This window comes from Viridibacillus sp. d25.2 (assembly GCF_055456015.2).
The window spans coordinates 1,094,758-1,119,340 of sequence record NZ_CM196652.1; the positions used below are offsets into that span (position 1 = coordinate 1,094,758).

Sequence of the window (24,583 nt, forward strand, 5' to 3'; positions counted from 1 at the left end):
GTGCTGCAAAAAGCAGCACTCTTTTTTTATGTTTGATTTAAAAAATATAGGAAATAATAATAAATAGGTTATATCAATGGAGGAATTAAATGACAAACACAAAATATGAAAGTTTAAAAAATCAAATGGTAGATGAATTATATGTGTTGCAGGGAAGAAAATATACACATGAGCTTCCAGAATCAACGGAGTTATCCAATTATGATAATCATCCTGCAGACCAAGCAACAGAATTAACAGATCAAGTAACTGAAATGGCAATAGAAGACCATAACGATGAACAAATTGAAAAGCTTCAAGCAGCGTTACAGTCAATAGAAGATGGCTCTTATGGGAAATGTACTGTATGTGGAGAAAATATTCCACACGGTCGATTAGAAGTTATGCCTACAGCTCTAACATGTGTAGATCATGCACCAGAAAATAAGGTGCCGAAAGATAGACCCGTTGAAGAAGAGGTACTGAACGCTTCTACGGAACAGCCTGTTAATGAATCAAGAGCAATCGTTGATTATGAAGACAGCTTCCAAGAAGTAGAGTCTTATGGTTCCTCAGATTCACCAGCTGATCAAATTGAATAAAGTTATGATGGAACTGTAGTGATACAGTTCTTTTTTTTGTACTTAGGGATTTGACAGAAATATGGATATCAGAAAAATTTCGGAGCAGTTTATTAATATTATATATACATAATTGGTAATATAAAATGTAAAATGGAAATAAATAGTTTTTTATAGTGAATAAAGTAAATACAGAAAGAAGGCAGTTTCATCATTTGATTAACAACAAAGGGGTGTTGATATAGGGATGTGGAAAAAATATTCTCTATTACTTAGCGGTATTGGCGTTTCATTCTTCGGTAATTGGATTTATTTAATCGCCTTGAATGTATTAGTGCTTGATATGACGAACTCAGCTGCAGCAGTCGCAGGTATTTATATTGTGGGGCCTGTTGCAAAATTACTGACTAATTTCTTTGCAGGCTCCATTATTGATAGGCAGAATAAGAGAAGATTAATGATACTTTCAGATGTGATACGTGGCTTACTTGTATTACTTGTTCCTTTTATGGGATCAATATGGACTGTCTATGCCATATTGTTTATAGCGAATATGGCAAGTTCGTTTTTTGGGCCAAGTTCGACCTTTTATATTACTAAATTTGTAGAGGAAAAAGATCGTCGACGATTTAATTCAATCATGAGTATGTTGAATTCAGGTTCTTTTTTAATAGGGCCAGCTCTTGCAGGAATACTAATTGCAACAGTTGGTACGACCATATGTGTTGTGATTAATGCAATTACATTCTTCTTGTGTGCGGTTTGTATTTATCTATTACCAAATGTCGAAATTGAAACTACAATAAAGCGAGAACCAATTACGTTGAAAATGATAATGGCGGATTGGCAAGTGGTTAAGCTATATATAAAACAAGATCATTATTTTATAAAAATATATTTATTATTTCAGGTTGCCTTAATGATTGCTTTTTCTCTAGATTCACAGGAGGTAACGTTTATTAAACAGAACTTGGGATTATCTAATAAAATGTACGGAATGATTGTCAGTATTACAGGAATAGGCTCAATTATTGGAGCATCTGTATCAGCAATGCTAGTGAAAAAAATATCATTACAAACCTACTTTGCAATAGGAATGTTAATGACAACAGTTGGTTATTTATTATTTTATAGTTCTATAGGATTTTGGTCTGCAACTGCAGCGTTTATCTTTTTAGGATTCTTTATGTCATTCGCCAACTCAGGGTATGATACGTTCTATCAAAAAAATGTGCCAACAGAAATTATGGGGCGGTTCGGTAGTGTAACGGCGATGTTCTTAAGTATTTTACAAATTTCATTTACTTTTATCATTGGTGCTCTAGCTGAATGGTTCTCTTTACAAATAGTGACGATAGGATTTTCTGCAATTGCAGTCCTATTGTCGTTAATATTGTGTACTCAAGTATTTCAAAAGCCTAATCAGAGATATTATGCTGAAACATCGTAACCATGTATAATATGTGCAGTAAGAAAGCTAATGGGGGACCGAGAGATGAATATTATCGATTTACATTGTGATGTGCTGTGGAAATTATCTATTGCTGAAGAACCAATTAATTTTAGCAATGCACCACAATTACAAGCAAATTTAGAACGCTTAAAAAAAGGAAAAGTAAAAGTACAGTTTTTTGCGATTTTCGTTGACGAGGATGTACCTCAAAGTAGAAAGTATTTAGAGGCACTCCGCCAAATAGAATTATTTCAAACGCAAGTTCTTGCACCTAATCCTGAGATGGTACATATTACAGATTGGCGTCAAATAGAGACGCTTCGAGAAGGTGAAATTGGAGCGGTTTTAACTTTAGAAGGTTGTGATACCATCGGAGCGGATCTGTTCAAATTACAAGCGATATTGGACGCTGGCGTGAAACTAGTTGGACTCACTTGGAATAATGAGAATGCAGTTGCTTATGGTGCACAAAATGACCCTAATTTAGGTTTGAAAAATTTTGCAAAAGAGGTAGTTGCATTATTAAATGAGCGTGATATTCTTATAGATGTTTCACATTTAAATATGCAAGGATTTTGGGATTTGCTACCGATAGCTAAGCATATTATCGCTAGTCATTCGAATGCACGTGCATTATGTGATCATCCCCGAAATTTAACAGATGAGCAAGCTAAGGCTCTTATAGAACATGGTGGTCATATCCATTTAGTTTATTATCCTGGATTTATTGAAAATCATGATAAATCAGTAGCAATGGATGCATTTGTTCAACATTTCGTTCATTTAGCAAATGTTGTAGGTGTAGAGAATTTAGGGCTGGGCTCTGATTTTGATGGTATTTACTATTCTGTAGAGAATTTAAGCAATGCTTCACAGACTCAAAATTTAATAAAGAAGTTGCAAGAACATTTTACTGAAGATGAAGTGAAAGGTATAGCGAGTAAGAACTTTTTATCTTACGTAAAAAGTATACAAAAGTAAGCATAAAGAAACGTCATGAAGTTATCATGACGTTTTTTTACTATAGAAAACTGTTTACAAAATATTATTTAATTCTTTTCTATTTTCACTAGACCCTGTTTATTTTCACCATAAATAATAAGTTCATAGCGGTCTTTTTTTATCTGTACTTTAGTTGAACTTAAGGCGAAAAATTTCTCGAAAGTTTCTTTTAAATAAGTGACATTTTCAGCTAGATCCTCAGAGTTGTCTAACCCCGTATTTAAAGAAATGTAAGTTTTTCCATCCTTCACTCTATAGCCTACGCCTTCTAGTTTGTAATCACTTTTTCCAATAAGATTATCAAAAATAGTGCTTATAATTGGACTCCATCTCGATTCTTGTAATCTTTTTAATTCGTTATACAGGTTAAATTCAACTTTTTTAAACTCAAATTTTTCCTTCATTAACGCTTTTTCTACAGCTTGCTTAATAGCCTTTTTTCTCTTCTCAGTATTAGGTAAATCTATACTGATTACATCATTATTATATCCAAAGCCCGACGTATCATAACCGAATTTTTTCATGGTTTTTGAAATGACAGGGGATATGATCATCATTTTTTTAGTGATTTCTTTAGACGCCTCATCGGGATGGAATTTTCTGGATTGCTCAATTTTGATTTTATAATTATCAATGTGTCGTTTCGCAAGAATCTTTTCTATTTGTTTTGTGACGTTTAGTTTTTCTTTATTAAATCCTTCTTTAGTTGAATTAAGAGAAACAATTATCGTATAAGGATTCGTCATGTATCCTGCACTGTCAACTGAATAACCGAGTTTACCTAGGGTTTCAAAAATTTCCGTTGTCAAGCTAGTGCCATTCAAATCCAATTGAATAGGAGCTAATTTTTTTATACCATTAGCCATTGCAGGGGAAATAGTGGGACTACTTACTAAAAAGCAAAAGAAGGCAATTGCAAGGCTCGCGGTGATAAGTGGCTTTTTCAAAAGTTTTCGTTTTAATTTAATAAATCCTGTCTTTAGTGGCTTATTATCAAAGTGTTTCCCCATAGTGATAACCCCTTTTCTTCTAGTGTTTTAACTCTCGTATTCATGTCGATTTCAAAATTCATCATACAAGCATGTTAGTGTATATATACAATATATGTTAATAGATAAACCGGCATGACACAAGCTATATTGACGTTTATATTTTTGTAGTACTGGAATTTTAGTAAATTGGTGGCGAAAGTGCGTAAAAATTGCGATAGAACATTGCAAATGAAGTGCCGAATCGGCGAGAAAGATGTATGATAGTATAGGATATTTAAGTATGTACGAGTGGATTCCAGTAATTGGTGGAATCCGTTGACGGAGGGAATTTTCATGAATCGGAAGTTGTCAGCAACAACCGGCGACCGAATTGAAACGGATCAATCGATATTACATTTTCATACAGAAACAATAGAAGTAAGTCGATTGTCAGCGCTCGCTTTTTTTGAAGCAGGTGAGCAATCATTTGCTGGACAACGATTTTTTTGGCAAAATCGTGAAAAAACATTTACGCTTGTAGGTCTGGGACATGCTCATACCATTACAAGCAATGCAAAAGAACACAGATTTGATGACGTGGAACAACAATGGAAAAAGTTAACGCAAAATGTGGTTAATGATGATCATAATTTACAACCAATTTTGTTTGGTGGCTTTACATTTGATACGGAAAATAAAGTATCGGGTGAATGGACAGGCTTCCCAGAAGCTTTTTTTGCTGTGGCAACATACCAGCTTGTGATGCGAAATGATCAAGCTTATGTGAGCATTCATTTAATTACAGAGGAAGAAAATACTGTGGACGCGCTTGCAGCTTTACGTAAAGAGCGTGATGAGCTAATTCATACAGCGCAGGTAAAAGCATTAAAAACATATGCGAAGCCACAAATTAAGAGTAGCTATGAGCCATATAAAGAAGAATATTTGGCATCTATTAGTAAGGTTACTTCTTTAATTCGCCTAAAAGAAGCTGATAAAGTTGTCATAGCACGCTCACTTGCACTGCAATTTGAGGAGCAAGTATCATCTCCAAATGTATTGTCACAAGTTATTATGGAGCAGCCTGAGAGTTATTTATTTGGCTTAGAGGAGCAAGGGAAATTATTTTTCGGAGCATCTCCTGAGCGCTTAGTAAAGGTTTCGGATATGTATGCGTATTCTTCATGTGTCGCAGGTTCTGTGAAGCGTGGGAAAACGGTGGAAGAAGATGAATTGCTTGGACAAGGCTTATTAAATGATGCAAAGAATCGCTCGGAGCATCAATATGTTGTAGATATGATTCTACAAACATTTAAAGAAAATTGTGCAAGTTATGAAATACCTCATGCACCTGAGTTGTTGAAAATTAGAGATATACAGCATTTGTTTACACCAGTTGAAGGGCCTATGAAAAAAGAGGCTACTATTTTACAGTTGGTTAAAACGTTGCACCCAACACCAGCTCTAGGAGGCGTACCTCGTATGAAGGCGATGGAAGTCATTCGTGAATATGAACCGATGAATCGTGGTCTGTATGCAGCTCCAATTGGATGGCTAGATGCTCAGGGTAACGGGGAATTTGCTGTAGCAATCCGTTCGGCTCTTTTAGCTAAAGACCAAGCATTTTTATATGCTGGTGGTGGCATTGTGGCTGATTCAAAGCCAAGCAGTGAGTATGATGAGACTTTAGTGAAATTCCGTCCGATGTTACGAGCTTTAGGAGGACAATTACATGAGTGAGAAAGAGACTTTAACGAGCTATGTTTATAAGCTTGTGGCGTCTTTATATGAAGCGGGAGCACGAGATGTAGTTGTGAGTCCAGGCTCACGTTCGACGCCACTTGCTTATGCCTTTGCTTCTTCAAAGGAATTTAATTTATATCGTCAAGTAGATGAGCGTTCTGCAGCATTCTTGGCATTAGGTATTGCGAAGGCAAGTGTCCGGCCAGTTGTGCTAGTTTGTACATCAGGAACCGCGGCAGCGAATTACTTTCCTGCAATTGTAGAAGCAAGCTATGCGCGTGTACCTTTAATCATATTAACGGCTGACCGTCCCCATGAGTTACGTGAAGTTGGAGCACCACAAGCGATTGATCAAGTACATTTATACGGTTCACATGTGAAATGGTCTGTGGATTTTCCATTACCAGAAACATCAACAGGGACAATGTCATTTATCGAACGTCATATAGCACGTGCGATGTCGATTGCGACTACTGCACCTGCTGGACCAGTACAAATTAATGTACCGTTCCGCGAACCTTTACTGATTAATTTCCAAGAAACGTTACCAGTCGGGACTTTTGTGGAAAGCTATAGAGCTGAATTACGTCCTTCGAAAAAAGCATTTAACATGCTAGAAGAGGTAATTAATGAAACTAAAAAAGGATTGTTAATCATTGGTGAGATGAATCCAGGAGCGGACTTAGAAACTGTTTGGAATTTTATTCGTAAGGTGAAATGGCCTGTTCTTGTAGAGAGCTTATCTCATTTACGTTCGAATATTCCTGCTGATTGTATGGATTATATTATTGATCAGTATGATGCTATTTTGAAAAACGAAGCTTTTAAAGATTCGATGGCACCTGATACCGTGATTCGATTTGGTGCACAGCTAGTATCAAAACCGCTTTCTTTATTTTTAACAAAGGTCAAACCTGCAATATTTATTGTAGTAGATGAGGATCCGATGTTCCGTGATTCTTTAGCAATTGCAACACATCATGTGCATGCTAGTATCAGTGACTGGTTAGAAGATGTCGTTGTTGAACCTACAATTGATGCTACTTATAGAGAGAAATGGATTACTGCAAATGACATTGCAACAAAATATATTGAGCTTTATTTGGAAGCTGAATCTGACGAGGGTGCGATGGCAGCAACACTATTTACTAATTTACCTGAATCGAGCGATTTATTTGCTAGTAGTAGTATGCCGATCCGAGATGTAGATACATTTTTCAATAAAACGGAGAAAGATGTGAAAGTTTTTGCGAATCGCGGTGCGAATGGTATTGACGGTGTAGTATCTACTGCTTTTGGTGTGCAACTTGCTAGACAGCGTGAAACGTATTTATTGATAGGCGATTTAGCATTTTTGCATGATGTGAATGGTTTAATCACGACACGATATCAAGAGTGTAATATGACAATCGTTGTGATGAATAATGATGGCGGTGGTATTTTCTCTTATTTAGCACAAGCTACAGAAGAAGCACATTATGAAGAATTGTTCGGAACACCTTCAGGGCTTAACTTTAAAGAAATCGCGATAATGTATGGAGCTGAATATCAGGCTGTTGAAACAAAAGAGGCATTTGTAGAAGTGTTACAAACACCAAAACAAAAACCGCTACGCTTGATTGAAGTATTTACAAATCGTCAAGTAAACGTAGCTACACACCGTAAATTATGGAGAGCGATTGGTGAGGAGTTAGATACAAAATGGCAAGCGTAATGATGACAGTAAACGGTTTAAACGTGCATTATGAAATTATTAATCCACGTATCGAAAAAACCGTAGTATTATTACATGGATTTACTGGAAGTTCTGCTACTTGGGATAAAGTAATAAGTTTAATGGGGAATCAAGTGCGTATCATTGCAATTGATTTAATCGGACATGGTTACACAGATAGTCCGAAAATTGTAGAACATTATTCCATGGAGAAGCAAGTTGAAGTCTTACATGAATTATTAGTGCATCGTGGAGTCAATTTGTTCTCATTAGTAGGTTACTCTATGGGGGGACGCATCGCATTAGCTTATGCTTTGCAATATCCTGAAACAATAGAACAGCTTATTTTAGAAAGTGCTTCACCAGGTTTACAAACGGCTGAAGAGCGTACATCAAGAGTAAAAGCAGATAATATTTTAGCTGAGCGTCTTGAAGCAGAGGGTATCCAAGCTTTTGTAGACTATTGGGAGAATATATCCTTATTCGAATCACAAAAAGACTTATCTTTAGACATTCAAGAGCAGATTCGTGCAGAGCGCTTATTGCAAAATGAAATAGGATTAGCAAATAGCTTAAGAGGCGTTGGCACAGGACAGCAGAATTCATATTGGGATGAGTTGGCAAGCTTTACTAAGCCGGTAGTCTTAGTAACAGGGGAGTTAGATAAAAAGTTCAATCAAAAAGCTATTGATATGAATAATCTATTCCAAAATTGTAAGTGTATAGTCGTGCCAAAAGCTGGACATGCAATTCATGTGGAAAATCCAGAAACTTTTGCTACAATAATAGAGGAACAAATATAAAAATTCACAAATAGGAGGATCATATATATGACTCGTCAATGGGTAACAGAGCGTACATACGAAGATATTAAGTATGAATCTTACAATGGTATCGCGAAAATTACAATTAATCGTCCGGAAGTGCGCAATGCATTCCGTCCAAAAACAACAGCGGAACTAATCGATGCATTTACACGTGCACGTGATAATGCTAATATCGGTGTAATTATTTTAACTGGTGAAGGCGACCAAGCATTCTGCGCAGGTGGAGACCAAAAAGTTCGTGGAAACGGTGGCTATGTTGGTGATGATAACATTCCTCGTCTAAACGTATTAGACTTACAACATTTAATCCGTATCACTCCAAAACCTGTAGTAGCAATGGTTGCTGGCTACGCAATTGGTGGAGGACATGTGTTACACATCGTTTGTGATTTAACAATCGCAGCAGAAAACGCTCGCTTCGGACAAACTGGACCTAAAGTAGGTTCATTTGACGCTGGCTACGGTGCAGGTTATTTAGCACGTATCGTTGGTCATAAAAAAGCGCGTGAAATTTGGTACCTATGCCGTCAATACAATGCACAAGAAGCATTGGATATGGGCTTAGTAAATACAGTTGTTCCTCTAGAAAAATTAGAAGACGAAACTGTTCAATGGTGTGAAGAAATGCTTTCTAAATCACCTACTGCATTACGCTTCCTAAAAGCTTCATTCAACGCAGATACAGATGGTTTAGCAGGTCTTCAACAATTTGCTGGAGACGCAACTTTACTTTACTACACAACAGACGAAGCAAAAGAAGGTCGCGACGCATTCAAAGAAAAACGCGAACCAGACTTCGGCCAATTCCCAAGATTCCCTTAAGTGCTAAGGGCGCCCGTTAAGCCTCGACAAGCACTGTAACTCTCGAAACAAAAGCGTCACTTTGCTTTTGTCCGAGAGAGTGGAAGTGACCTCGAGAGGCTGGCGACCGAAGCTGGATATTTAATTAAATGTTGAAGCAGCCCGTTCAATCCCGACAAGCACTGGAATCTTCGAATCGAAAGCATCATTTCAGCTTTCGACCGAGAAGATGCAAGTGACCTCGAGGGATTGACTGCTGAAACTGGATATCTAATTAAAGTTAAGGAAGACAACCTAAGTTCACGACATCCTGTCGCAACGGTTGCCTGACCAACATCCTGTTGGCACAAGGCGGCTCAATATAGTTGTCATTTGTTTTAAGCTGTCCATCTAGGGCAGCTTTTTTTATCAAAATATTTAATAAAGGGGTGAAAAAGATGGTTCCAAACTGGCTTTTACAACGCAGTATGTTAACACCTGAACGAATTGCACTTAGCTTTGAAAGTGAGAGATGGACATTTAAAGAAGTGAATGATAAAGCACTCATCCTTGCTAAAAAGTTAACGGAAAATGGGGTGAAGCAGCAATCACGTGTAGCAATTTATGCATCTTCTAATCCGGAAATAATATGGATGATGTATGCTTGTATGCATCTACAATGTGAAATGGTTCTATTAAATTTACGTTTAACAGAAAAAGAATTGGCATATCAAATCGAAGATGCTGAAGTCGATTTTCTTTTAGTAGAAGATGCATTGGTAGGGAATTTACCGGTTACAGAGGTACCTGTATTACGTTTTAATGCAATAAATGCAAGTAGTGGACTTGATTTCACCCTTGTTGCAGAGTGGGATGAAGATCAAACGATGACGATAATGTATACGTCTGGAACAACTGGTTTTCCAAAAGGCGTAAGGCAAACGGTAGGAAATCACGTTTCAAGTGCTACATCTTCCGTCTATAATATGGGCTTAGTAGTAGGTGATTGTTGGCTTTGCACAATGCCATTATTTCATATCAGTGGATATTCAATGCTAGCCAAGTCATTATTACACGGTGTAGAGATTAAGCTGTTCCCTAAATTTAATGTCAAGGAAATCGTAAATGAGCTAGTAGCAGGTACAGTTACAAGAATGTCTGTAGTTTCTGTAACATTAGAAAGAATTATATCGGAGTTAGAAGCTCGAAATGCAAAAGTTTCTCCAAAATTTTTAACGATGCTTGCAGGAGGCGGGCCGGTTCCTATCGATTATTTGAAGAGGGCAATACAACTTAATCTAAAGGTCGCTCAAACATATGGTATGACAGAAACATCTTCTCAAACAGCAACTTTATCAAGTGCAGATGCATTACGTAAATTAGGATCTGCAGGTAAAGCGCTCTTTTTCAATCAAATACGTATTGAGGGTGCAGAAAAAGCCTTCGATCAAGGTGAGATATTAATACGTGGTTCTCATGTAACTCCTGGATATATTGGACGCTTTGCAGATAAACCTTCTCAGGTAAATGGATGGTTGCATTCTGGAGATATTGGTTATTTAGATGATGAAGGTTATTTATATGTAGTTGACCGCCGTTCAGATTTAATCATCTCTGGTGGTGAGAATATTTACCCTGCTGAGATTGAAAATGTGCTAATATCACATGAAGCTGTGCGTGAAGCTGGTGTTTGTGGAGTAGATGATGACCAGTGGGGGCAAGTACCTAATGCATTTGTTGTTCTGAAGAAAGAAGTGAATGTAAAGGAATTGCTCGGATATTGCAGAGAACAATTAGCCAAGTATAAAGTACCTCATAAAATTCATATTGTTAATGAGCTACCTCGAAATGGTTCAAATAAGTTGTTGCGAAGAAAATTAAAAGATTTATTAAATAAAGAATAATCTTAAGCTTAAGATTGAGATAGTAGAATTACTCAAACCATCTATGATGATTAATATCATAGGTGGTTTATTTTTTAAGACAGTAAAATTTATTTAAATTCAGCACTTTGTATATGTATTTATTTGGTTTAAATGAATTAATTACCATTATATTGTATAATTTTATTATTTGAGAGAGGAAGTTAAAACTTATGACAGAAGAACATATACAAATTACAATTCCAGAGTCGGTTATTGGTGGTGTCACTATTTGTCCTTCATTCGAACTACCATTTAATACTGGTGCTGTGGCAGGTATATACTCAGATGTAGAACAAATAAGCTATATAGTAGAGCAACTCCAACATAATAATCAAATAAATCTTCACTTTAGAAAAGAGGGGTGCTATGAACGGCTAACAGTTATAGAAAGCTTGAAATATGAACGTGCACTATATAATTCCAAAGCAGTACTTGAAGATATTATCAAAATAACCGGGTTAATGGATAAAAAAAATGTGAAAATCAAGAATCTAAATGATGTACAAATACAAAGAGTTCGATTTGCCAAACTATTAATTCACGAGCATCCTATACATATTTTAGAAGAGCCTTTTCAAAATCTTGATATTGAAACAAAGCGTATTGTCGATATTGTCATTACAACATTAAAAGAGAGAGGTTGTATTGTATATCTTTTGGCGAACAATTTAGAAGACCTGATTGGTTCCTCAGATCAATTATACCGATTGGATTCTAAAGGTTTAGAGTCACTGGATTTACAAGAAGAAAGGAAAGAATCTGAGAAAATATCGGAAATAGAAAATCAGCTGATCAAATTAGAGAAGATCCCTACAAAGCTGAATGATAAATTCATTTTATTTAATCCACCGGAGATTGATTATATTGAAAGTGTAGACGGTTTAGTGAATGTATATGTCAGTGGAGATTCATTTCCGTGTACATTAACACTTAATGATCTCGAACAGCGTCTAGTTCCATTCGGTTTCTTCCGTTGTCATAGGTCATATATTGTTAACCTACAAAAGGTTAGAGAAATTGTTACATGGACTAAAAACAGCTATAGCTTAATTTTATCCGGAAACGACAGAACACACATTCCCTTATCTAAAAGTAAGTTAGTCGAATTAAAGAAAATAGTCGGAATATAAATTATTTCTCAGGAAATAATTGTGCTCCATTCACACATAATCTGATATCATTCACCATCATATAGCTCCATTCATCCAATTAATAATGCACGGTTTTGTAGCCTCTTGTATTCTTAGGTCAAGAACGAATACAGGAGGAATAATGATGGAAACAATAATTGAAGTAAGTCATTTAGAAAAGACCTTTCAAAAGGAGAAAGCAATTCGCGATGTTTCTTTTGAAATTAAAAAAGGAGAAATATTCGGTTTTCTAGGACCGAGTGGATCGGGTAAAACAACGACGATTAAAATCTTAACAGGGCAACTTACGGCTACTGGCGGAGATGTAAGAGTCTTTAATAGTGATGCTAGAGCATTACAGCAACCAGCCGCACGTAAACGTTTTGGTATCTTAACAGATAATAGTGGTTTATATACAAGACTTTCAATTGAAGAAAATCTCCTACTATATAGTAAATTATATAATTTATCTGAATTATCTGTCAAAGAAGCACTGACGTTTGTTAACTTATATGAAGAGCGTAAAAAGAAAGTCAGTGTTTTATCAAAAGGAATGATTCAACGAGTTACATTGGCACGTGCAATTTTGCACAAACCAGAATTACTTTTTCTAGATGAGCCAACTTCAGCGCTTGACCCTGTGAATACAAATCATATTTATGCAGGATTACGTAAATTAAATGAGATGGGAACGACAATTTTCTTAACAACTCATGATATGGCAGAAGCTGAAACACTTTGTAATCGAGTTGCTTTTTTAGATAAAGGGACAATACGTGCAATTGGTTCACCAAACGAGTTAAAGCGCCAGTTTGGAGATGATTCGATAACAGTTGAACTAATGGATGGGCGTAAGGAGATTATTAGCAAAGGTCCAGAGGATGCAAAACAGATGTTTGAGTGGATGCAAAATAATCAAGTAGAGCGGATAGCGACTAATGAACCTAGTTTAGGAGATATTTTCGTACAAGTAACAGGGAGGGAACTACTATGAATACATCAGTTAGAAGAATTCAAGCAATTTTAGTTAAGGACTACAAGGAGTTTTCACGAAATATCGCGGTATCATCAATGATCTTTTTACCGCTTATTTTAGCAGCTTTTTATGCTCGAATGGGTGTTGATACGATTCCAGGATATTTTATGTCGATTAATATTACATTTTCAATTGTATGTACATATGTACAATGTTGTCTGATTGCTGAAGAGAAAGAGAAGAATACATTGCGCAGTTTAATGCTATCTCCCGCATCTATTTCTGAAATTTTAATTGGTAAAAGTGCACTTACATTTATATCGACTATGTTAATTGTAGCGGGATGCATGTATTTATCAGGGTATATGCCAGGAAATCTAGCATTGATGGCATTAGCACTTATATTATCAGCATTCTTTTACATTGCAATCGGGTCATTTCTTGGTCTTTTTGCTAAGTCTGTTATGGAATCCTCAGTCATTGTGTTACCTGTACTAGGCATATTTTCATTAGGTCCAATTGCTATGAACCTTGTTGAAAGTTATCCTATTTTGAAAATTCTCGCATGGCTTCCAAGTTCGCAAATCATAATTTTAGGGGAGATACTTGAAAATAGTTTTACTTTTGGGGATCTAGTTAAACCATTTGTAGTGATTATTGGATGGGTTGTTATAGCAGCTATTGCTACAGTTGTAACATTTAAAAAGCGAATGGTGGATTAACAAAGTTTTCACGTTAACTTTGAATAAAATTAAAAACCCGTGCTTAGAGCCGATATGACTCTTTGTACGGGTTTAGTTTGTGATTAGTTCATGTTATTTCGATTTATTTAGAGCCTTTTTCAATGTCTCGATATCTTTTTTCATCAAAGTAAAGTATGTTTCTTTATTTTTAATATCCTCATCTGTAAGAACACTTAAATTATGAAGAGTAAGTGGCTCAGCACCTACTTCTTTTTGGATTACTTCTGCTAATTTAGACGAAACGTTTTGTTCAAATAGAATATAGCGTATATGATTCTCTTTTGCTTGATCAACAATTTTAGTTAACTCTTTTTGTGATGGTTCATCTTGTGAATTCAATCCTGCTACTGAAATTTGAGTTAACCCGTATGTCCCTGCAATGTAGCCAAAAGCAGAATGGGATACGAAAAATGTTTTAGAAGGCGAAGTATCTGCCATTTCTTTAAAATCTTTATCTAATTTTTTTAGTTCTGATATTAAAGTCTCGTAATTTTGCTCAAATTCGTCTTTATGACTTGGTTGAGTTTTTACTAGAGCATCTTTAATAGAAAGTGCTAAATCTTGGCTAATGATAGGAGATAGCCATACATGAGGGTCAATATCACCATGAGCATGATCGTGATCTTCTTCTTCCGCTTCATGTTCATGAGCAGTACTTGTGCTAACGTCTAGCTTTTCTTCAGATACGTTTGCCGCAGTTTCAACAAAGTCTACATTTTCATTTTTTAATGTTTTTTGGGCATTGTTTACAAAGCCTTCAAGACCTAAGCCAACATAGAAAAATAAATCCGCGTCAGCTAAATTCATCATATCTTTTTGTGTTGGGTCAAATGAATGTTCATTTGATCCAGGAGGATAAATTGAATTAACTTCAACATGCTCACCACCAATACGTTCTGCGAAGTAAGTTAAAGGATAAACCGTTGTATAAATAGAAAGTACGTCTTTTTTACTTTTATCTTGATTTACTTGATCATCTGCATTACAAGCAGCGGTAAATAAAGCAAATATGGCAATTAAAAATATAGATAAAGCCTTTTTCATAATAGCACCTCTTAAATAGTAATCATTACGATTTGTTTGTTTGACATGTTTTATCATACAAGAGTTTATAAAAAAACACAATAAAAAAAGCCCCGAAATTAATCTTTTTTCGGAGGCCATTCTTCTGGTACAGGGTCATATCCACCTGGATGAAGTGGATTACAGCGTAAAATGCGACGGATTGCTAAGTAAGCTCCCTTAAAAGCACCGTGTTTTTCAATCGCTTCCAACCCGTAATTTGAGCATGTTGGGTAAAAGCGACAAGTTGGCGGAGTCAAAGGCGAAATCACTTTTTGATAAACGCGAATAAGAAATTTGAAAATATACTTCATTTACTTATCTTCTTTCTCGGCAGTATAAAGAGGCTGCGTTGGTTTAGGATCAATCGTTTTATGAGAATCTTTTTGATTATTTTTTGCGATATAGTAAATTAAATAACTTGCTAAAGCTACTGTCAAAACGACAACAGGCATTATGGCAATCCAAGCAATCGACATTTGTTTCACCTCAATAATCTCATCATGTTTATTTTACTTAAAATAGCGGTATATTAACAGTATAGTGCTTAAAACAGAAAGAGGAGTGTGAAAGTTTTATGTCAGCTTTACAAAACGAATTAAATCAACTTGTAGCTTCATGGTCAGTGCTTTATACAAAGTTACATAACTACCATTGGTATGTTAAAGGCCCATCATTCTTTACTCTACATGAGAAATTTGAGGAATTATACAATGAAGCAGCAACTCATTTAGATGAAATTGCAGAACGTATACTAACCTTAGGTGGACAACCTGTCGCAACGTTAAAAGAGCATTTGGAACTGTCGAATGTAAAAGAAGCGACTGGTAACGAATCTACAAATGAAATGGTTGTCGTGGTAATTAGTGATTTTGAAATCGTCATGAAGTCATTAAAATCAGGTATGGATGAAGCGGCAAAAGAAGAGGATGATATGACGGAAGATTTATTAAATGCCATCTATCAAAGCCTTGAGAAACATGTTTGGATGTTAAAAGCATTCTTAGGTTAATCAAAAAAATATTAAAGTCAGTAGCTTTTGCTATTGGCTTTTTCTTTTGCTTATAGAAAGTCGAGAAGCAATCAAATATTTTGTAGAGTATGAATTTAAAGTTACTGTTATCAACATGTCTAGTGTTCACGAGAAAATTCCATGGCCATTGTTTGTGCACTATACAGCTAGTAAAGGTGGGATGACCTTATATCCATCTTTCCAAGCTGGACGTAGATAAAGTAGTTGATTTAAGATTCTGGAACTTAACATATTATTGTAACTTGAATTCTAAAAAATTGCGCCAAGCATAGGATTCCTCAGCTGTTCATTCAACATAACATGACTTCGTCAAAAATGTACGATAAAAGACCTGCGCAGGTATACTTTTCATTTAAAGGTTTAAGTTTGAATCGGAAAGAATGAAAAACTAAGAAAAACGATAAAACTAGTTGATTGGAGTGCAGGCGGCGACTCCTTGGGGAAACAACGAACATCTTGAGACCCCGCAGGAGCGTTTGCGACGAGGAGGCTCAAGGTTCGTCCCCAGGAAAGCGTCCGCCGGAACGGAAATTAACGTCATCGAAGAAAAAGCCATCGTAGAAACGATTAATCATTTCCGCCATGGCAAAATTCATTTTATGGACTTTTTCAGTGCCCCGTCATTCATTTGGCTTTAAACAAGGTGTTGGACCTACTTATCATGCGGCTTATGGAAAATATGGTGAAGCAGATTGCAAGGTTACCATTGAGAGTGTGGAGCTTTCTACAAAATAAGATGAAATATAGTCTCTTGCACATGGAAGTGTAATGAACATTTTGTCATCTTAAGCTCATAGGAAGATATTTAATATCCATCTTCGTTAGTTGAAAAACCTTAAAATAGTACATACATTTAATATTCATTTGGAACTTCCGATATTATGAAAGATAAGGGAGTGATACAAATGGATATTAACTCTATGATGTCAATGGATCTTGCTCAGCTTCAACAAACTGTACAGATGAGCGTTTTGCAAAATGCGATGAATATGCAAACAACAGCAGCTGTACAATTATTAGAAGCAATGCCAGAACCAGCCCAAGCGGCTCACCCTTATAAAGGGGCAACTATTGACGTTCAAGTTTGATTTACTAAAGCCATGCACATCTACTTTGTAGTGCATGGTTTTTTTTATTGGTATTAGTATCTGAAAAATTTGACTACTATATTTTGGAGCTATAAAATTAATATGTAATACGCTTTGGAAAAATATGAATTGGGAAAGAGGAGTGTGCTAAATATGGCTATTAATGTATACCTAAATTTTAATGGGAATTGCCGCGAAGCAGCTGAGTTTTATGCGGAGGTTTTTAATGCAGAAAAACCAGAAATTATGACTTTTGGAGAATCACCTCAAAGTCCCGAATATACTTTACCAGACGAAGCTAAAGATTTAGTAATGCATACTCGATTAAACATTTTTGGTAGTAATGTTATGTTTTCTGATGTTTTTCCTGGTTCACCTTTTGTAGAAGGAAATAACATTAGCCTAGCCGTTGTTAGTGACGATGAAGAAAAACTTAGAGCCGCTTATGAAGCATTAAAAGTTGGTGGTAAAGTTGCTATGGAGTTACAAGAAACTTTTTGGAGCAAATGCTATGGCAGTTTAAAGGACAAGTTTGGTATTGAATGGCAGTTTAGCCATGAGAGTGCGGAAGCTTAATATATTTGGTGTTGGATATAAACTTTTCGCAGTATTGTCCAAAACTTTAATAAGATAAACAAAAGGACATTGTATTAACAAAGGCAACTGTTTGAAATTAAGAACAGTTGCTAGTTCTTTATTGAATAAAATTTGGCATATTAATATGGCTTGTCTAAACAATATCAACTTTTTTGAAATAGTAGTTGAATATAGAATCCCTCCTTGTCACACCCTCCATTGAATAATTCATTTATAACAATAAAAAAAGCATACACCTTGCTATTAGTAGACAGAAAAACTAATATTCTATCGAGAATTCACTTCATTAAATTTAATTTGTATCCAATGTAACCCTTTTTTATATTACATGTAAATAATATTATGAATATTTGTATTACACTATGGTAAGATGGTGATACAACTGAATAACGTGTAGAATTGGGTGCACTATTTTCAATAGATAGCTGCTTAAAAGGGAAATCGGTTAGAATCCGATGCTGTCCCGCAACTGTATGTAGGAGCAAACTTTTAGATCCACTGTTAGAACTGTAATGGGAAGGAAAAAGTGAGCGATGATGACAAGCCAGGAGACCTGCCTAGTTTAGTACACACCAAAACCCTACGTGGATAGGAGGTGTTATGTGATAATGAATAGAAACCCTATTTATATGATCACTGTACGACAGCGTATTAGAGAAAGCGTTTGGACTTATGAGGATTTAGAAGTGATTAAAACTTCTGTTTCTCAGTTTAGAAACGTTTATTCTAGTATGTATTGTCGAAACAGGGAACATATTAATTAATCATAAAAACATCTTTTATTAATTGATAAAAGGTGTTTTTTTATTGAACAGATAAGGGGAATATGAATGAATATTGAAGAGTTTAAATTACAGTTAAAATCGATGGTGATGCTGTCACAAGTAACAGCTAAAGTTTGTACTTTATTACAGGCGAAGAATGTCATTAAAAGCTCCATTGAAAAGAGTGGAATTGAAAATATTGACGAACAATTAAGTAAATTAGAAAAAGCTTATTCTAGTGTGTATAACGAACTGGTAGATTATCAGCAAGATTTAATAGAAAATAGTTTTGAATAAAAAATAAATACGTTTAATTATTTATAAAAAAGAAGGTTGCTCTAAAGGATCTTAAAAAGGTCAAACTTAGAGTAGCCTTTTTGTACTTTCTTTATTTTGAAAATTATATATGTATCAGAAGATAGCTTCGAAAATAAAGAAAATCCATGACTACAATATTTTGGGAGTATGTTTATTCAAAAGAAGGTTATCCTATTATTAAAAAAGGATGATATGATGACTAAACCCATTACACTTTACGTTTCGATAGCAAATCAGCGTTACTATACTTCCCCTTACGAATCACCGTGGGAATTCAAACTTCAAATAGAGCCTCAGTATATAAAAATTTTTGACCAGCTTTTTAGCCAAGCAGATCACTTTGATGGAAAGAGTATATGGAGAGCACAATTACCTTACATTCCATATCATTTAGATCAGGAAAATGATGAAGTGGATTTACGCTTGAAAAAGCTGTATGCGCTTGTGCATGAATTCGGCGATACTGAAACAAAGCAACTAATTGAACAAATGCCGTATTATAGTTGATTGAAAAACATACCTTCGATACACTTAGAGCAATAAGGAGTGATTGAAGGTATGTTTACATTTACGGATTTAAACGGTAATGGTGTTGAATTATCTTTTAAAAAAAATGCTTTTAATAGGGAGCCAAAGCATGTATTAGTCTTGGCTAAATATCAAAAACAGTGGTTATTAACAGATCATCCAAAACGAGGCCTTGAATTCCCAGGTGGCAAAGTAGAAGGTGAAGAGACGTTAGAACAAGCTGCTGAAAGGGAAGTATATGAAGAAACAGGTGCTATCATTCATGAGATAGAATGGTTAGCAACATATTATGTTCATGATGAACGTCCATTTAGTAAAGCAGTATATGTGGCAAATGTATTGAAAATCGATGACATTCAGCAACAATTTGAAACGAATGGAGCTGTATTGCTATCGGATGAAGAGTTACATAATAGTGATCGACTAAGCTTCTACATGAAAGATGCAGGGATGAAAAAAATGCTGGAGAAGGTGAGTGAACGTGAAGATAAATGGCTTCGTTGAAAGTCGTCGTGATTATCCGTCCCCAAATCCAAAAGTTCGTCTATCTGAAATTACATATTGGTCAGAAGGTTTACGAGTGAAAGGATTACTTGCAGAGCCAGCCGTTAAGGGTATTTATGAAGGACTACTTTATCTGCGTGGTGGCATGCAGGGAATTGGTATGGTGCGACCTGCTCGTATTGCGCAATTCGCATCACAAGGATTAGTTGTTTTTGCGCCGTATTACCGTGGCAATCGTGGGGGAGAAGGCCGAGATGAATTTGGTGGAAATGACCGTTATGATGCAGTAAATGGTGTTGATGTATTAAAACAATTTTGTCGTACACAGCGCATTCATATTTTCGCATTTTCTAGAGGCGGTTTAATGGCTCTTTGGACTGGGGTTTTGCGAGATGATATTACCTCGATTGTGACTTGGGCAGGCGTTTCTAATCCTAAATTTACGTATGAAGAACGAGTAGATATGCGCAAAATGATGAAAAGGGTAATAGGTGGATCACCTACTAAGGTACCTGAGGCTTATGATGAACGTTCACCAATTGCGGAGATAAAGAAATTAAATGCACCAGTATTAATTATTCACGGTAAAAAAGATGAAAACGTTGGAATGCATCATGCTTTATTACTTGAAGAAAGCTTAAAGGTATTTAATAAGCATGTAGAAACATGGTATTTTAATGACTATACGCATTTTTTCCCTAGTGCAGTCAATCACAAGATAGTTAAGAGCGCATGTAATTGGATGAAACTCCAAAAGGGGTGAACTTATGCTAGGTTATGTAAAAATAACAGTCGACCCGGAAAAAGTGAAATTTGGCGCAAGTTTTGAGGAAAAATTTGCGTTTTGGTCAACTCTTTGCGATGAATTCACAAAAGAGTGTGTAGATGTGGAGATTCAATGTTGGCAAGAAGAACATGACGTTATTGAAGAATTAGAAAAAATATCCGATATCTCTAAAGATGAAGGTCTTATAAAAATTCAAAGAATTCCTCTAACAGATGAGAATCGTGCATTTTTCAAAAATCATGCGGCTAGTAAAGAAGGTAAATTGAAATGGTTCTCTATGCGCTATTATGATGAAGATGGAAATGGCAGAATAGAGGTTAGGGATTACGGCCTTGAGTTGCGGTTTAATAAAGTCACTGGAGCACATTCTGAAGAAATGATACAACAGTTTTCCGATCCTTATACAGAAGCGGTATTTTATGATGATGACGTTGAATAATATGGAAAAAAAGCCCCTCAGAGAGTGGTCTTCAGACTGTAGATAAACTTGGAGAAATTTGGGTTTATCTACAGTCTTTTTATTTTAAATATATAAATTGATAAGACCGTTGATTTCCGCTACGGTGGACGCTTTCCGCGGGCGGGCGCCAAGCCGCTTCGTCGCTACGCTCCTGCAGGATCTTGAACTGTCCCGCTTTTCCCGCAGGAGTCGCCACCTTCGCTCCAATCAACTACGCATGTAATATAAACAAATCTTCTGAATGATAGGAAATAATAACAATAGAAAAATTCTGAAAGAGGTCAATTTGAAATGATTGCTTTGGATTAACTAGTACCTCAAGAACATCTTGTGAGTGAGAAAAATTGAGGATGTGGTGGACAACCTTAAAAGATAATATTCGAAGAGTATTTTATCTTTATTCTATGTCTAACTTGATTGTTGATTTCATTCAAATTATAAGCGTATTCGAAATATAAATCGAATACATTTCTTGTTTTGAGTAGCGAATAATTAATAATGGCCCCCAAAATTACACAAAAGCATTAATTAGCCCTAACACCATATTCAAAATAATAAAAATTATAATAATAGTAATGATACGATGCACTGTAAGAACATTTACTTCTTTATCTTTGTATCGCAAATAAAATATCCATAAAACAATTAATCCTATTAAATAAATTAAATTAAATGATAAATAAACAAATTTGAAAATAGTCAACTTTTCAAAAACACCTTCCCTTTTCTTAGCTAAAACGGCTTCATTATTTCATTATAGCTATTACTCTACAAATATTTACGGAGGCATTGTTATGGTATCATTTTTCTTAATGGAATCGTTGCGTTTTCGTTTATTGAGTGTAAGCAACTTTCCACCGCAAACTAATGCACAAACTTGTTCGTGACTAATTCCTCTAAATTGAGATTTACCACCACGTTACTTTTGTTGACAAACTCGAAGAAATTTGGGTTTTTCTATAGTCTTTTTTATTTTAAATATATAAGACCGTTGATTTCCGCTACGGTGGGCGCTTTCCGCGGGCGAGCGCCAAGCCGCTTCGTCGCTACGCTCCTGCAGGGTCTTGGACTGTCCCGCTTGTCCCGCAGGAGTCGCCACCTTCGCTCCAATCAACTACGCATGTAATATAAACAAATCTTCTGAATGATAGGAAATAATAACAATAGAAAAATTCTGAAAGAGATCAAATTGAAATTATTGCTTTGGATCAATTAGTACCTAAAGAACATCTTGTGAGAAAAATTGAGGATGTGGTGGACAACCTAAAAGGCCTTATGCTACTTTAAAGAAATTCGCAAATTGTACTTGGCAAAGTTCATAAACGAAATACAAGTTAACACTTAAAGCGCATTTTATCTCTATAAGAGGATCAAATAACCAAAATATATAAAAATAACAAAAGACATTCAGGTTGTGAGCATTCTGAATGCCTTTTGTCGACTACTGCAGACCACCCAGAGAGTGGTCTTTCCTAATTTAATTCAGTTGTATTAAGCGATAGGACCGCCGTTTTTCATGATATCTTCTGATACAACACCGAATTTTTTGAAGTTTTCTCGGAACATGTCAGCAAGAGCAGAAGCTTTTTGATCATAAGCTTTTTTATCTTCCCAAGCGTTACGTGGATTTAATACTTCAGTTGGAACACCTTCAATAGCTACAGGTATTTCTAGGCCAAAGATAGCGTCTTTTTCAGTGAAGACGTTATTTAATTTGCCATCGATTGCGGCACGAACCATTGAACGAGTATAAGAAAGTTTCATACGGTTACCAACGCCATATTCTCCACCAGTCCAACCAGTGTTTACTAAGAATACATTTACTTGGTGTTCATCGATTTTGTTACCTAACATTTCAGCATAAACTGTTGCTGGAAGTGGTAGGAATGGAGAACCGAAGCATGTTGAGAATACTGGTTCAGGTGAAGTAACACCGCGTTCAGTACCTGCCAATTTAGATGTGAAACCACTTAAGAAGTGATACATTGCTTGCTCTTTTGTTAATTTACTGATTGGAGGCAATACGCCAAATGCATCTGCAGTTAAGAAGATGATTGTTTTTGTATGACCTGCAACAGATGGATCAACAATGTTTTCGATATTTTGAATTGGGTAAGCAACACGAGTATTTTCTGTTAGTGAACCATCGTCGTAGTCAGGAATACGTGTTTCTTCATCAACTACTACGTTTTCTAACACAGTACCAAAACTGATAGCATTGTAAATCTCAGGTTCTTTCTCTTTAGAAAGGTTGATAGTTTTTGCATAGCATCCACCTTCGATATTGAATACACCGTTGTCAGACCAACCATGCTCATCATCACCGATTAATTTACGATCTGCATCTGCAGATAAAGTCGTTTTACCTGTTCCAGATAAACCGAAGAATAGTGCTACATCGCCTGCTTCACCAACGTTTGCTGAACAGTGCATTGAAAGAATACCTTGTTGTGGTAATAAGTAGTTCATTATACTGAAAATCGATTTTTTCATCTCACCAGCGTATTCAGTTCCACCAATTAGGATGATGCGTTTTTCAAGAGAAACGATAATGAAAGTTTCAGAATCAGTTCCATCTACTGCTGGGTCCGCTTTGAAAGTTGGAGCAGAAACGATTGTGAAGTCAGCTTCATGTGTTTCTAGCTCTGCTTCAGTAGGACGAATGAATAATTGATGTGCAAATAGGTTATGCCAAGCGTATTCATTTACTACTCGAATAGCTAAACGAGATGATGTATCTGCACCTGCAAAACCGTTAAATACAAATAATTCTTCTTTTTCTTTCAAGTAGTTAACTACTTTAGTGTACAATGAATCGAAGATGTCTGATGAGATTGGTCTATTTACTTTACCCCAATCAATTTTGTCTTTCGAACTTTCTTCTTCGACCATATATTTATCTTTAGGAGAACGACCTGTATATTTTCCTGTGACTGCTCTTACAGCACCATCAACAGTTAGGATAGCTTCACCGCGTGAAGTAGCTTTTTCTGTTAATTGTGGTACTGAAAGTTGTTCCAGAATATTTTCACCTTTCAATAATTCCTTCAGTTCATTCGTAATTTCTACTGAATTCATCGTTTTACGTACCATCCTTTTTATATTATTTCTCTTGTTAGAGGGGATTTATATTTCATTTTCGAAATTAGTATAACACATTTAGTTAAATAATCTATACTAATTGCAATATAATTTTTATGAAAATTGTACTTTTTTTTAAGAAATAAAAAAGGTGTTGACAACTAAGCTATAATGTTCTAATATGTGGTATTGAACGGATACTCTTATCCCGAGCTGGTGGAGGGTCAGGCCCTATGAAACCCGGCAACCTGCATTGTGTTTTTATGTGATGCGCTGGTGCTTAATCTGATGCAAGGATTTGATCCTTGAACGATAAGAGTGAAAGGTGCTTATGAATTATTCCCTTCCACTCATTAGTAATAATGGGTGGAAGGGTTTTTTTATTTAAAATAGACCAATTCCTAAATTTTTGATAAGTATATGTAATTTATGCGGTTCTATTTATATATAGTGGCACTTTCTAGAATCCTCGTGTTAAAAGCAGCAACGGCTTGGCGTTCAATCCTACTGGAAAGAACTAACATGGGTAATGAGTAC

Annotated in this window: 25 protein-coding genes, 1 pseudogene and 2 riboswitches; of the genes and pseudogenes, 21 read left to right on the plus strand and 5 right to left on the minus strand. The window is 35.7% G+C overall.

Going from position 1 to position 24,583, the window contains the following annotated elements; translation table 11 throughout:
* The first annotated feature begins 89 nt into the window (after nt 1-89).
* From ACZLO7_RS05455 to ACZLO7_RS05465, 3 genes are all read left to right on the plus strand, one after another.
* Nucleotides 90-581 carry a TraR/DksA C4-type zinc finger protein gene (locus tag ACZLO7_RS05455; RefSeq protein WP_464940871.1) on the plus strand — a complete coding sequence of 164 codons (492 nt, stop codon included), beginning with the start codon at nt 90-92 and terminating at the stop codon, nt 579-581.
* A 226-nt stretch (nt 582-807) separates the two neighbouring features.
* The gene (locus ACZLO7_RS05460) at nt 808-2,010 is read left to right on the plus strand and encodes an MFS transporter (protein WP_464940870.1); all 1,203 of its coding nucleotides are present in this window, start codon (nt 808-810) and stop codon (nt 2,008-2,010) included.
* Between the two features lie 45 nt (nt 2,011-2,055).
* Complete coding sequence (locus ACZLO7_RS05465; RefSeq protein WP_464940869.1) at nt 2,056-2,994, plus strand: dipeptidase; 939 nt, start codon at nt 2,056-2,058, stop codon at nt 2,992-2,994.
* Nucleotides 2,995-3,062: 68 nt separating this feature from the next.
* Here the strand turns inward: ACZLO7_RS05465 and ACZLO7_RS05470 are convergent, their stop codons facing one another.
* Nucleotides 3,063-3,962, minus strand: a complete 900-nt coding sequence (locus ACZLO7_RS05470) for a hypothetical protein (RefSeq protein ID WP_511261386.1) — start codon at nt 3,960-3,962, stop codon at nt 3,063-3,065.
* Nucleotides 3,963-4,340: 378 nt separating this feature from the next.
* Between ACZLO7_RS05470 and ACZLO7_RS05475 the strand changes: the two genes are divergently transcribed.
* The 8 genes from ACZLO7_RS05475 (at nt 4,341) to ACZLO7_RS05510 (ending at nt 13,803) form a co-directional block, all read left to right on the plus strand.
* Complete coding sequence (locus tag ACZLO7_RS05475; protein ID WP_464940867.1) at nt 4,341-5,726, plus strand: isochorismate synthase; 1,386 nt, start codon at nt 4,341-4,343, stop codon at nt 5,724-5,726.
* The gene (gene menD / locus ACZLO7_RS05480; protein ID WP_464940866.1) at nt 5,719-7,443 is read left to right on the plus strand and encodes a 2-succinyl-5-enolpyruvyl-6-hydroxy-3-cyclohexene-1-carboxylic-acid synthase; all 1,725 of its coding nucleotides are present in this window, start codon (nt 5,719-5,721) and stop codon (nt 7,441-7,443) included. The genes ACZLO7_RS05475 and menD overlap by 8 nt, the downstream gene beginning before the upstream one ends.
* The gene (gene menH / locus ACZLO7_RS05485) at nt 7,431-8,246 is read left to right on the plus strand and encodes a 2-succinyl-6-hydroxy-2,4-cyclohexadiene-1-carboxylate synthase (RefSeq protein WP_464940865.1); all 816 of its coding nucleotides are present in this window, start codon (nt 7,431-7,433) and stop codon (nt 8,244-8,246) included. The genes menD and menH overlap by 13 nt, the downstream gene beginning before the upstream one ends.
* 27 nt (nt 8,247-8,273) lie before the next feature.
* A complete protein-coding gene (menB, locus tag ACZLO7_RS05490) occupies nt 8,274-9,092 on the plus strand; it encodes a 1,4-dihydroxy-2-naphthoyl-CoA synthase (protein ID WP_464940864.1) in 819 nt (272 codons plus the stop codon).
* Between the two features lie 416 nt (nt 9,093-9,508).
* Nucleotides 9,509-10,954 (plus strand): o-succinylbenzoate--CoA ligase, encoded by a 1,446-nt coding sequence (locus tag ACZLO7_RS05495; protein WP_464940863.1) that lies wholly within the window; start codon nt 9,509-9,511, stop codon nt 10,952-10,954.
* Nucleotides 10,955-11,145: 191 nt separating this feature from the next.
* Nucleotides 11,146-12,105, plus strand: coding sequence for a response regulator transcription factor (locus ACZLO7_RS05500; RefSeq protein ID WP_464940862.1), 960 nt, complete (start codon nt 11,146-11,148; stop codon nt 12,103-12,105).
* A 145-nt stretch (nt 12,106-12,250) separates the two neighbouring features.
* Nucleotides 12,251-13,099 carry an ABC transporter ATP-binding protein gene (locus ACZLO7_RS05505; protein ID WP_464940874.1) on the plus strand — a complete coding sequence of 283 codons (849 nt, stop codon included), beginning with the start codon at nt 12,251-12,253 and terminating at the stop codon, nt 13,097-13,099.
* Nucleotides 13,096-13,803, plus strand: a complete 708-nt coding sequence (locus ACZLO7_RS05510; RefSeq protein WP_464940861.1) for an ABC transporter permease — start codon at nt 13,096-13,098, stop codon at nt 13,801-13,803. Before ACZLO7_RS05505 ends, ACZLO7_RS05510 begins: the two co-directional genes overlap by 4 nt.
* Nucleotides 13,804-13,896: 93 nt before the next feature.
* Here ACZLO7_RS05510 and ACZLO7_RS05515 read toward each other — a convergent pair whose 3' ends face one another.
* From ACZLO7_RS05515 to ACZLO7_RS05525, 3 genes are all read right to left on the minus strand, one after another.
* Complete coding sequence (locus tag ACZLO7_RS05515; protein WP_464940860.1) at nt 13,897-14,868, minus strand: metal ABC transporter solute-binding protein, Zn/Mn family; 972 nt, start codon at nt 14,866-14,868, stop codon at nt 13,897-13,899.
* A gap of 98 nt (nt 14,869-14,966) precedes the next feature.
* Nucleotides 14,967-15,200, minus strand: a complete 234-nt coding sequence (gene yidD / locus ACZLO7_RS05520) for a membrane protein insertion efficiency factor YidD (RefSeq protein ID WP_464940859.1) — start codon at nt 15,198-15,200, stop codon at nt 14,967-14,969.
* The gene (locus ACZLO7_RS05525) at nt 15,201-15,365 is read right to left on the minus strand and encodes a hypothetical protein (protein WP_464940858.1); all 165 of its coding nucleotides are present in this window, start codon (nt 15,363-15,365) and stop codon (nt 15,201-15,203) included.
* A gap of 98 nt (nt 15,366-15,463) precedes the next feature.
* Between ACZLO7_RS05525 and ACZLO7_RS05530 the strand changes: the two genes are divergently transcribed.
* The 10 genes and pseudogenes from ACZLO7_RS05530 to ACZLO7_RS05575 all read left to right on the plus strand — a co-directional run bounded on the left by ACZLO7_RS05530 (nt 15,464) and on the right by ACZLO7_RS05575 (nt 20,944).
* The gene (locus ACZLO7_RS05530) at nt 15,464-15,898 is read left to right on the plus strand and encodes a Dps family protein (protein ID WP_464940857.1); all 435 of its coding nucleotides are present in this window, start codon (nt 15,464-15,466) and stop codon (nt 15,896-15,898) included.
* A gap of 58 nt (nt 15,899-15,956) precedes the next feature.
* Nucleotides 15,957-16,088: pseudogene (locus tag ACZLO7_RS05535) on the plus strand (glucose-1-dehydrogenase); the annotation flags it as partial.
* Nucleotides 16,089-16,824: 736 nt separating this feature from the next.
* Nucleotides 16,825-17,007, plus strand: a complete 183-nt coding sequence (locus ACZLO7_RS05540; RefSeq protein WP_427753886.1) for a YjfB family protein — start codon at nt 16,825-16,827, stop codon at nt 17,005-17,007.
* A 153-nt stretch (nt 17,008-17,160) separates the two neighbouring features.
* Nucleotides 17,161-17,583, plus strand: a complete 423-nt coding sequence (locus ACZLO7_RS05545) for a VOC family protein (protein ID WP_464940856.1) — start codon at nt 17,161-17,163, stop codon at nt 17,581-17,583.
* 405 nt (nt 17,584-17,988) lie between these two features.
* Nucleotides 17,989-18,179, plus strand: a riboswitch (cobalamin riboswitch).
* 33 nt (nt 18,180-18,212) lie between these two features.
* Nucleotides 18,213-18,368 (plus strand): hypothetical protein, encoded by a 156-nt coding sequence (locus ACZLO7_RS05550; RefSeq protein WP_511261387.1) that lies wholly within the window; start codon nt 18,213-18,215, stop codon nt 18,366-18,368.
* A gap of 66 nt (nt 18,369-18,434) precedes the next feature.
* The gene (locus tag ACZLO7_RS05555) at nt 18,435-18,665 is read left to right on the plus strand and encodes a hypothetical protein (protein ID WP_464940855.1); all 231 of its coding nucleotides are present in this window, start codon (nt 18,435-18,437) and stop codon (nt 18,663-18,665) included.
* Between the two features lie 168 nt (nt 18,666-18,833).
* Nucleotides 18,834-19,193, plus strand: coding sequence for a transposase (locus ACZLO7_RS05560; protein ID WP_464940854.1), 360 nt, complete (start codon nt 18,834-18,836; stop codon nt 19,191-19,193).
* Nucleotides 19,194-19,244: 51 nt separating this feature from the next.
* Nucleotides 19,245-19,718, plus strand: a complete 474-nt coding sequence (gene ytkD / locus ACZLO7_RS05565; protein ID WP_464940853.1) for an RNA deprotection pyrophosphohydrolase — start codon at nt 19,245-19,247, stop codon at nt 19,716-19,718.
* Nucleotides 19,696-20,481 carry an alpha/beta hydrolase family protein gene (locus ACZLO7_RS05570; protein ID WP_464940873.1) on the plus strand — a complete coding sequence of 262 codons (786 nt, stop codon included), beginning with the start codon at nt 19,696-19,698 and terminating at the stop codon, nt 20,479-20,481. Before ytkD ends, ACZLO7_RS05570 begins: the two co-directional genes overlap by 23 nt.
* A 4-nt stretch (nt 20,482-20,485) precedes the next feature.
* On the plus strand, nt 20,486-20,944 hold the full coding sequence (locus ACZLO7_RS05575) for a hypothetical protein (RefSeq protein WP_464940852.1): 459 nt from the start codon (nt 20,486-20,488) through the stop codon (nt 20,942-20,944).
* Between the two features lie 1,512 nt (nt 20,945-22,456).
* Here ACZLO7_RS05575 and pckA read toward each other — a convergent pair.
* Complete coding sequence (pckA, locus tag ACZLO7_RS05580; protein ID WP_464940851.1) at nt 22,457-24,043, minus strand: phosphoenolpyruvate carboxykinase (ATP); 1,587 nt, start codon at nt 24,041-24,043, stop codon at nt 22,457-22,459.
* 203 nt (nt 24,044-24,246) lie between these two features.
* Nucleotides 24,247-24,365: riboswitch (SAM riboswitch) on the plus strand.
* Nucleotides 24,366-24,583 lie beyond the last annotated feature (218 nt).

Excerpts from the sequence above, each read along its gene's own strand:
- ACZLO7_RS05510 (WP_464940861.1), top strand. The coding sequence starts at position 13,096 with ATGAATACATCAGTTAGAAGAATTCAAGCAATTTTAGTTAAGGACTAC.
- ACZLO7_RS05575 (WP_464940852.1), top strand. The coding sequence starts at position 20,486 with ATGCTAGGTTATGTAAAAATAACAGTCGACCCGGAAAAAGTGAAATTT.
- ACZLO7_RS05525 (WP_464940858.1), bottom strand. The coding sequence starts at position 15,365 with ATGTCGATTGCTTGGATTGCCATAATGCCTGTTGTCGTTTTGACAGTA.
- menH (WP_464940865.1), top strand. The coding sequence starts at position 7,431 with ATGGCAAGCGTAATGATGACAGTAAACGGTTTAAACGTGCATTATGAA.
- ACZLO7_RS05465 (WP_464940869.1), top strand. The coding sequence starts at position 2,056 with ATGAATATTATCGATTTACATTGTGATGTGCTGTGGAAATTATCTATT.
- ACZLO7_RS05540 (WP_427753886.1), top strand. The coding sequence starts at position 16,825 with ATGGATATTAACTCTATGATGTCAATGGATCTTGCTCAGCTTCAACAA.
- ACZLO7_RS05455 (WP_464940871.1), top strand. The coding sequence starts at position 90 with ATGACAAACACAAAATATGAAAGTTTAAAAAATCAAATGGTAGATGAA.
- ACZLO7_RS05495 (WP_464940863.1), top strand. The coding sequence starts at position 9,509 with ATGGTTCCAAACTGGCTTTTACAACGCAGTATGTTAACACCTGAACGA.
- ACZLO7_RS05530 (WP_464940857.1), top strand. The coding sequence starts at position 15,464 with ATGTCAGCTTTACAAAACGAATTAAATCAACTTGTAGCTTCATGGTCA.
- ACZLO7_RS05475 (WP_464940867.1), top strand. The coding sequence starts at position 4,341 with ATGAATCGGAAGTTGTCAGCAACAACCGGCGACCGAATTGAAACGGAT.
- ACZLO7_RS05560 (WP_464940854.1), top strand. The coding sequence starts at position 18,834 with ATGTTTATTCAAAAGAAGGTTATCCTATTATTAAAAAAGGATGATATG.
- menB (WP_464940864.1), top strand. The coding sequence starts at position 8,274 with ATGACTCGTCAATGGGTAACAGAGCGTACATACGAAGATATTAAGTAT.
- ACZLO7_RS05515 (WP_464940860.1), bottom strand. The coding sequence starts at position 14,868 with ATGAAAAAGGCTTTATCTATATTTTTAATTGCCATATTTGCTTTATTT.
- ACZLO7_RS05500 (WP_464940862.1), top strand. The coding sequence starts at position 11,146 with ATGACAGAAGAACATATACAAATTACAATTCCAGAGTCGGTTATTGGT.
- ACZLO7_RS05505 (WP_464940874.1), top strand. The coding sequence starts at position 12,251 with ATGGAAACAATAATTGAAGTAAGTCATTTAGAAAAGACCTTTCAAAAG.
- ACZLO7_RS05550 (WP_511261387.1), top strand. The coding sequence starts at position 18,213 with ATGAATAGAAACCCTATTTATATGATCACTGTACGACAGCGTATTAGA.
- ACZLO7_RS05545 (WP_464940856.1), top strand. The coding sequence starts at position 17,161 with ATGGCTATTAATGTATACCTAAATTTTAATGGGAATTGCCGCGAAGCA.
- yidD (WP_464940859.1), bottom strand. The coding sequence starts at position 15,200 with ATGAAGTATATTTTCAAATTTCTTATTCGCGTTTATCAAAAAGTGATT.
- pckA (WP_464940851.1), bottom strand. The coding sequence starts at position 24,043 with ATGAATTCAGTAGAAATTACGAATGAACTGAAGGAATTATTGAAAGGT.
- ytkD (WP_464940853.1), top strand. The coding sequence starts at position 19,245 with ATGTTTACATTTACGGATTTAAACGGTAATGGTGTTGAATTATCTTTT.
- ACZLO7_RS05555 (WP_464940855.1), top strand. The coding sequence starts at position 18,435 with ATGAATATTGAAGAGTTTAAATTACAGTTAAAATCGATGGTGATGCTG.
- ACZLO7_RS05460 (WP_464940870.1), top strand. The coding sequence starts at position 808 with ATGTGGAAAAAATATTCTCTATTACTTAGCGGTATTGGCGTTTCATTC.
- menD (WP_464940866.1), top strand. The coding sequence starts at position 5,719 with ATGAGTGAGAAAGAGACTTTAACGAGCTATGTTTATAAGCTTGTGGCG.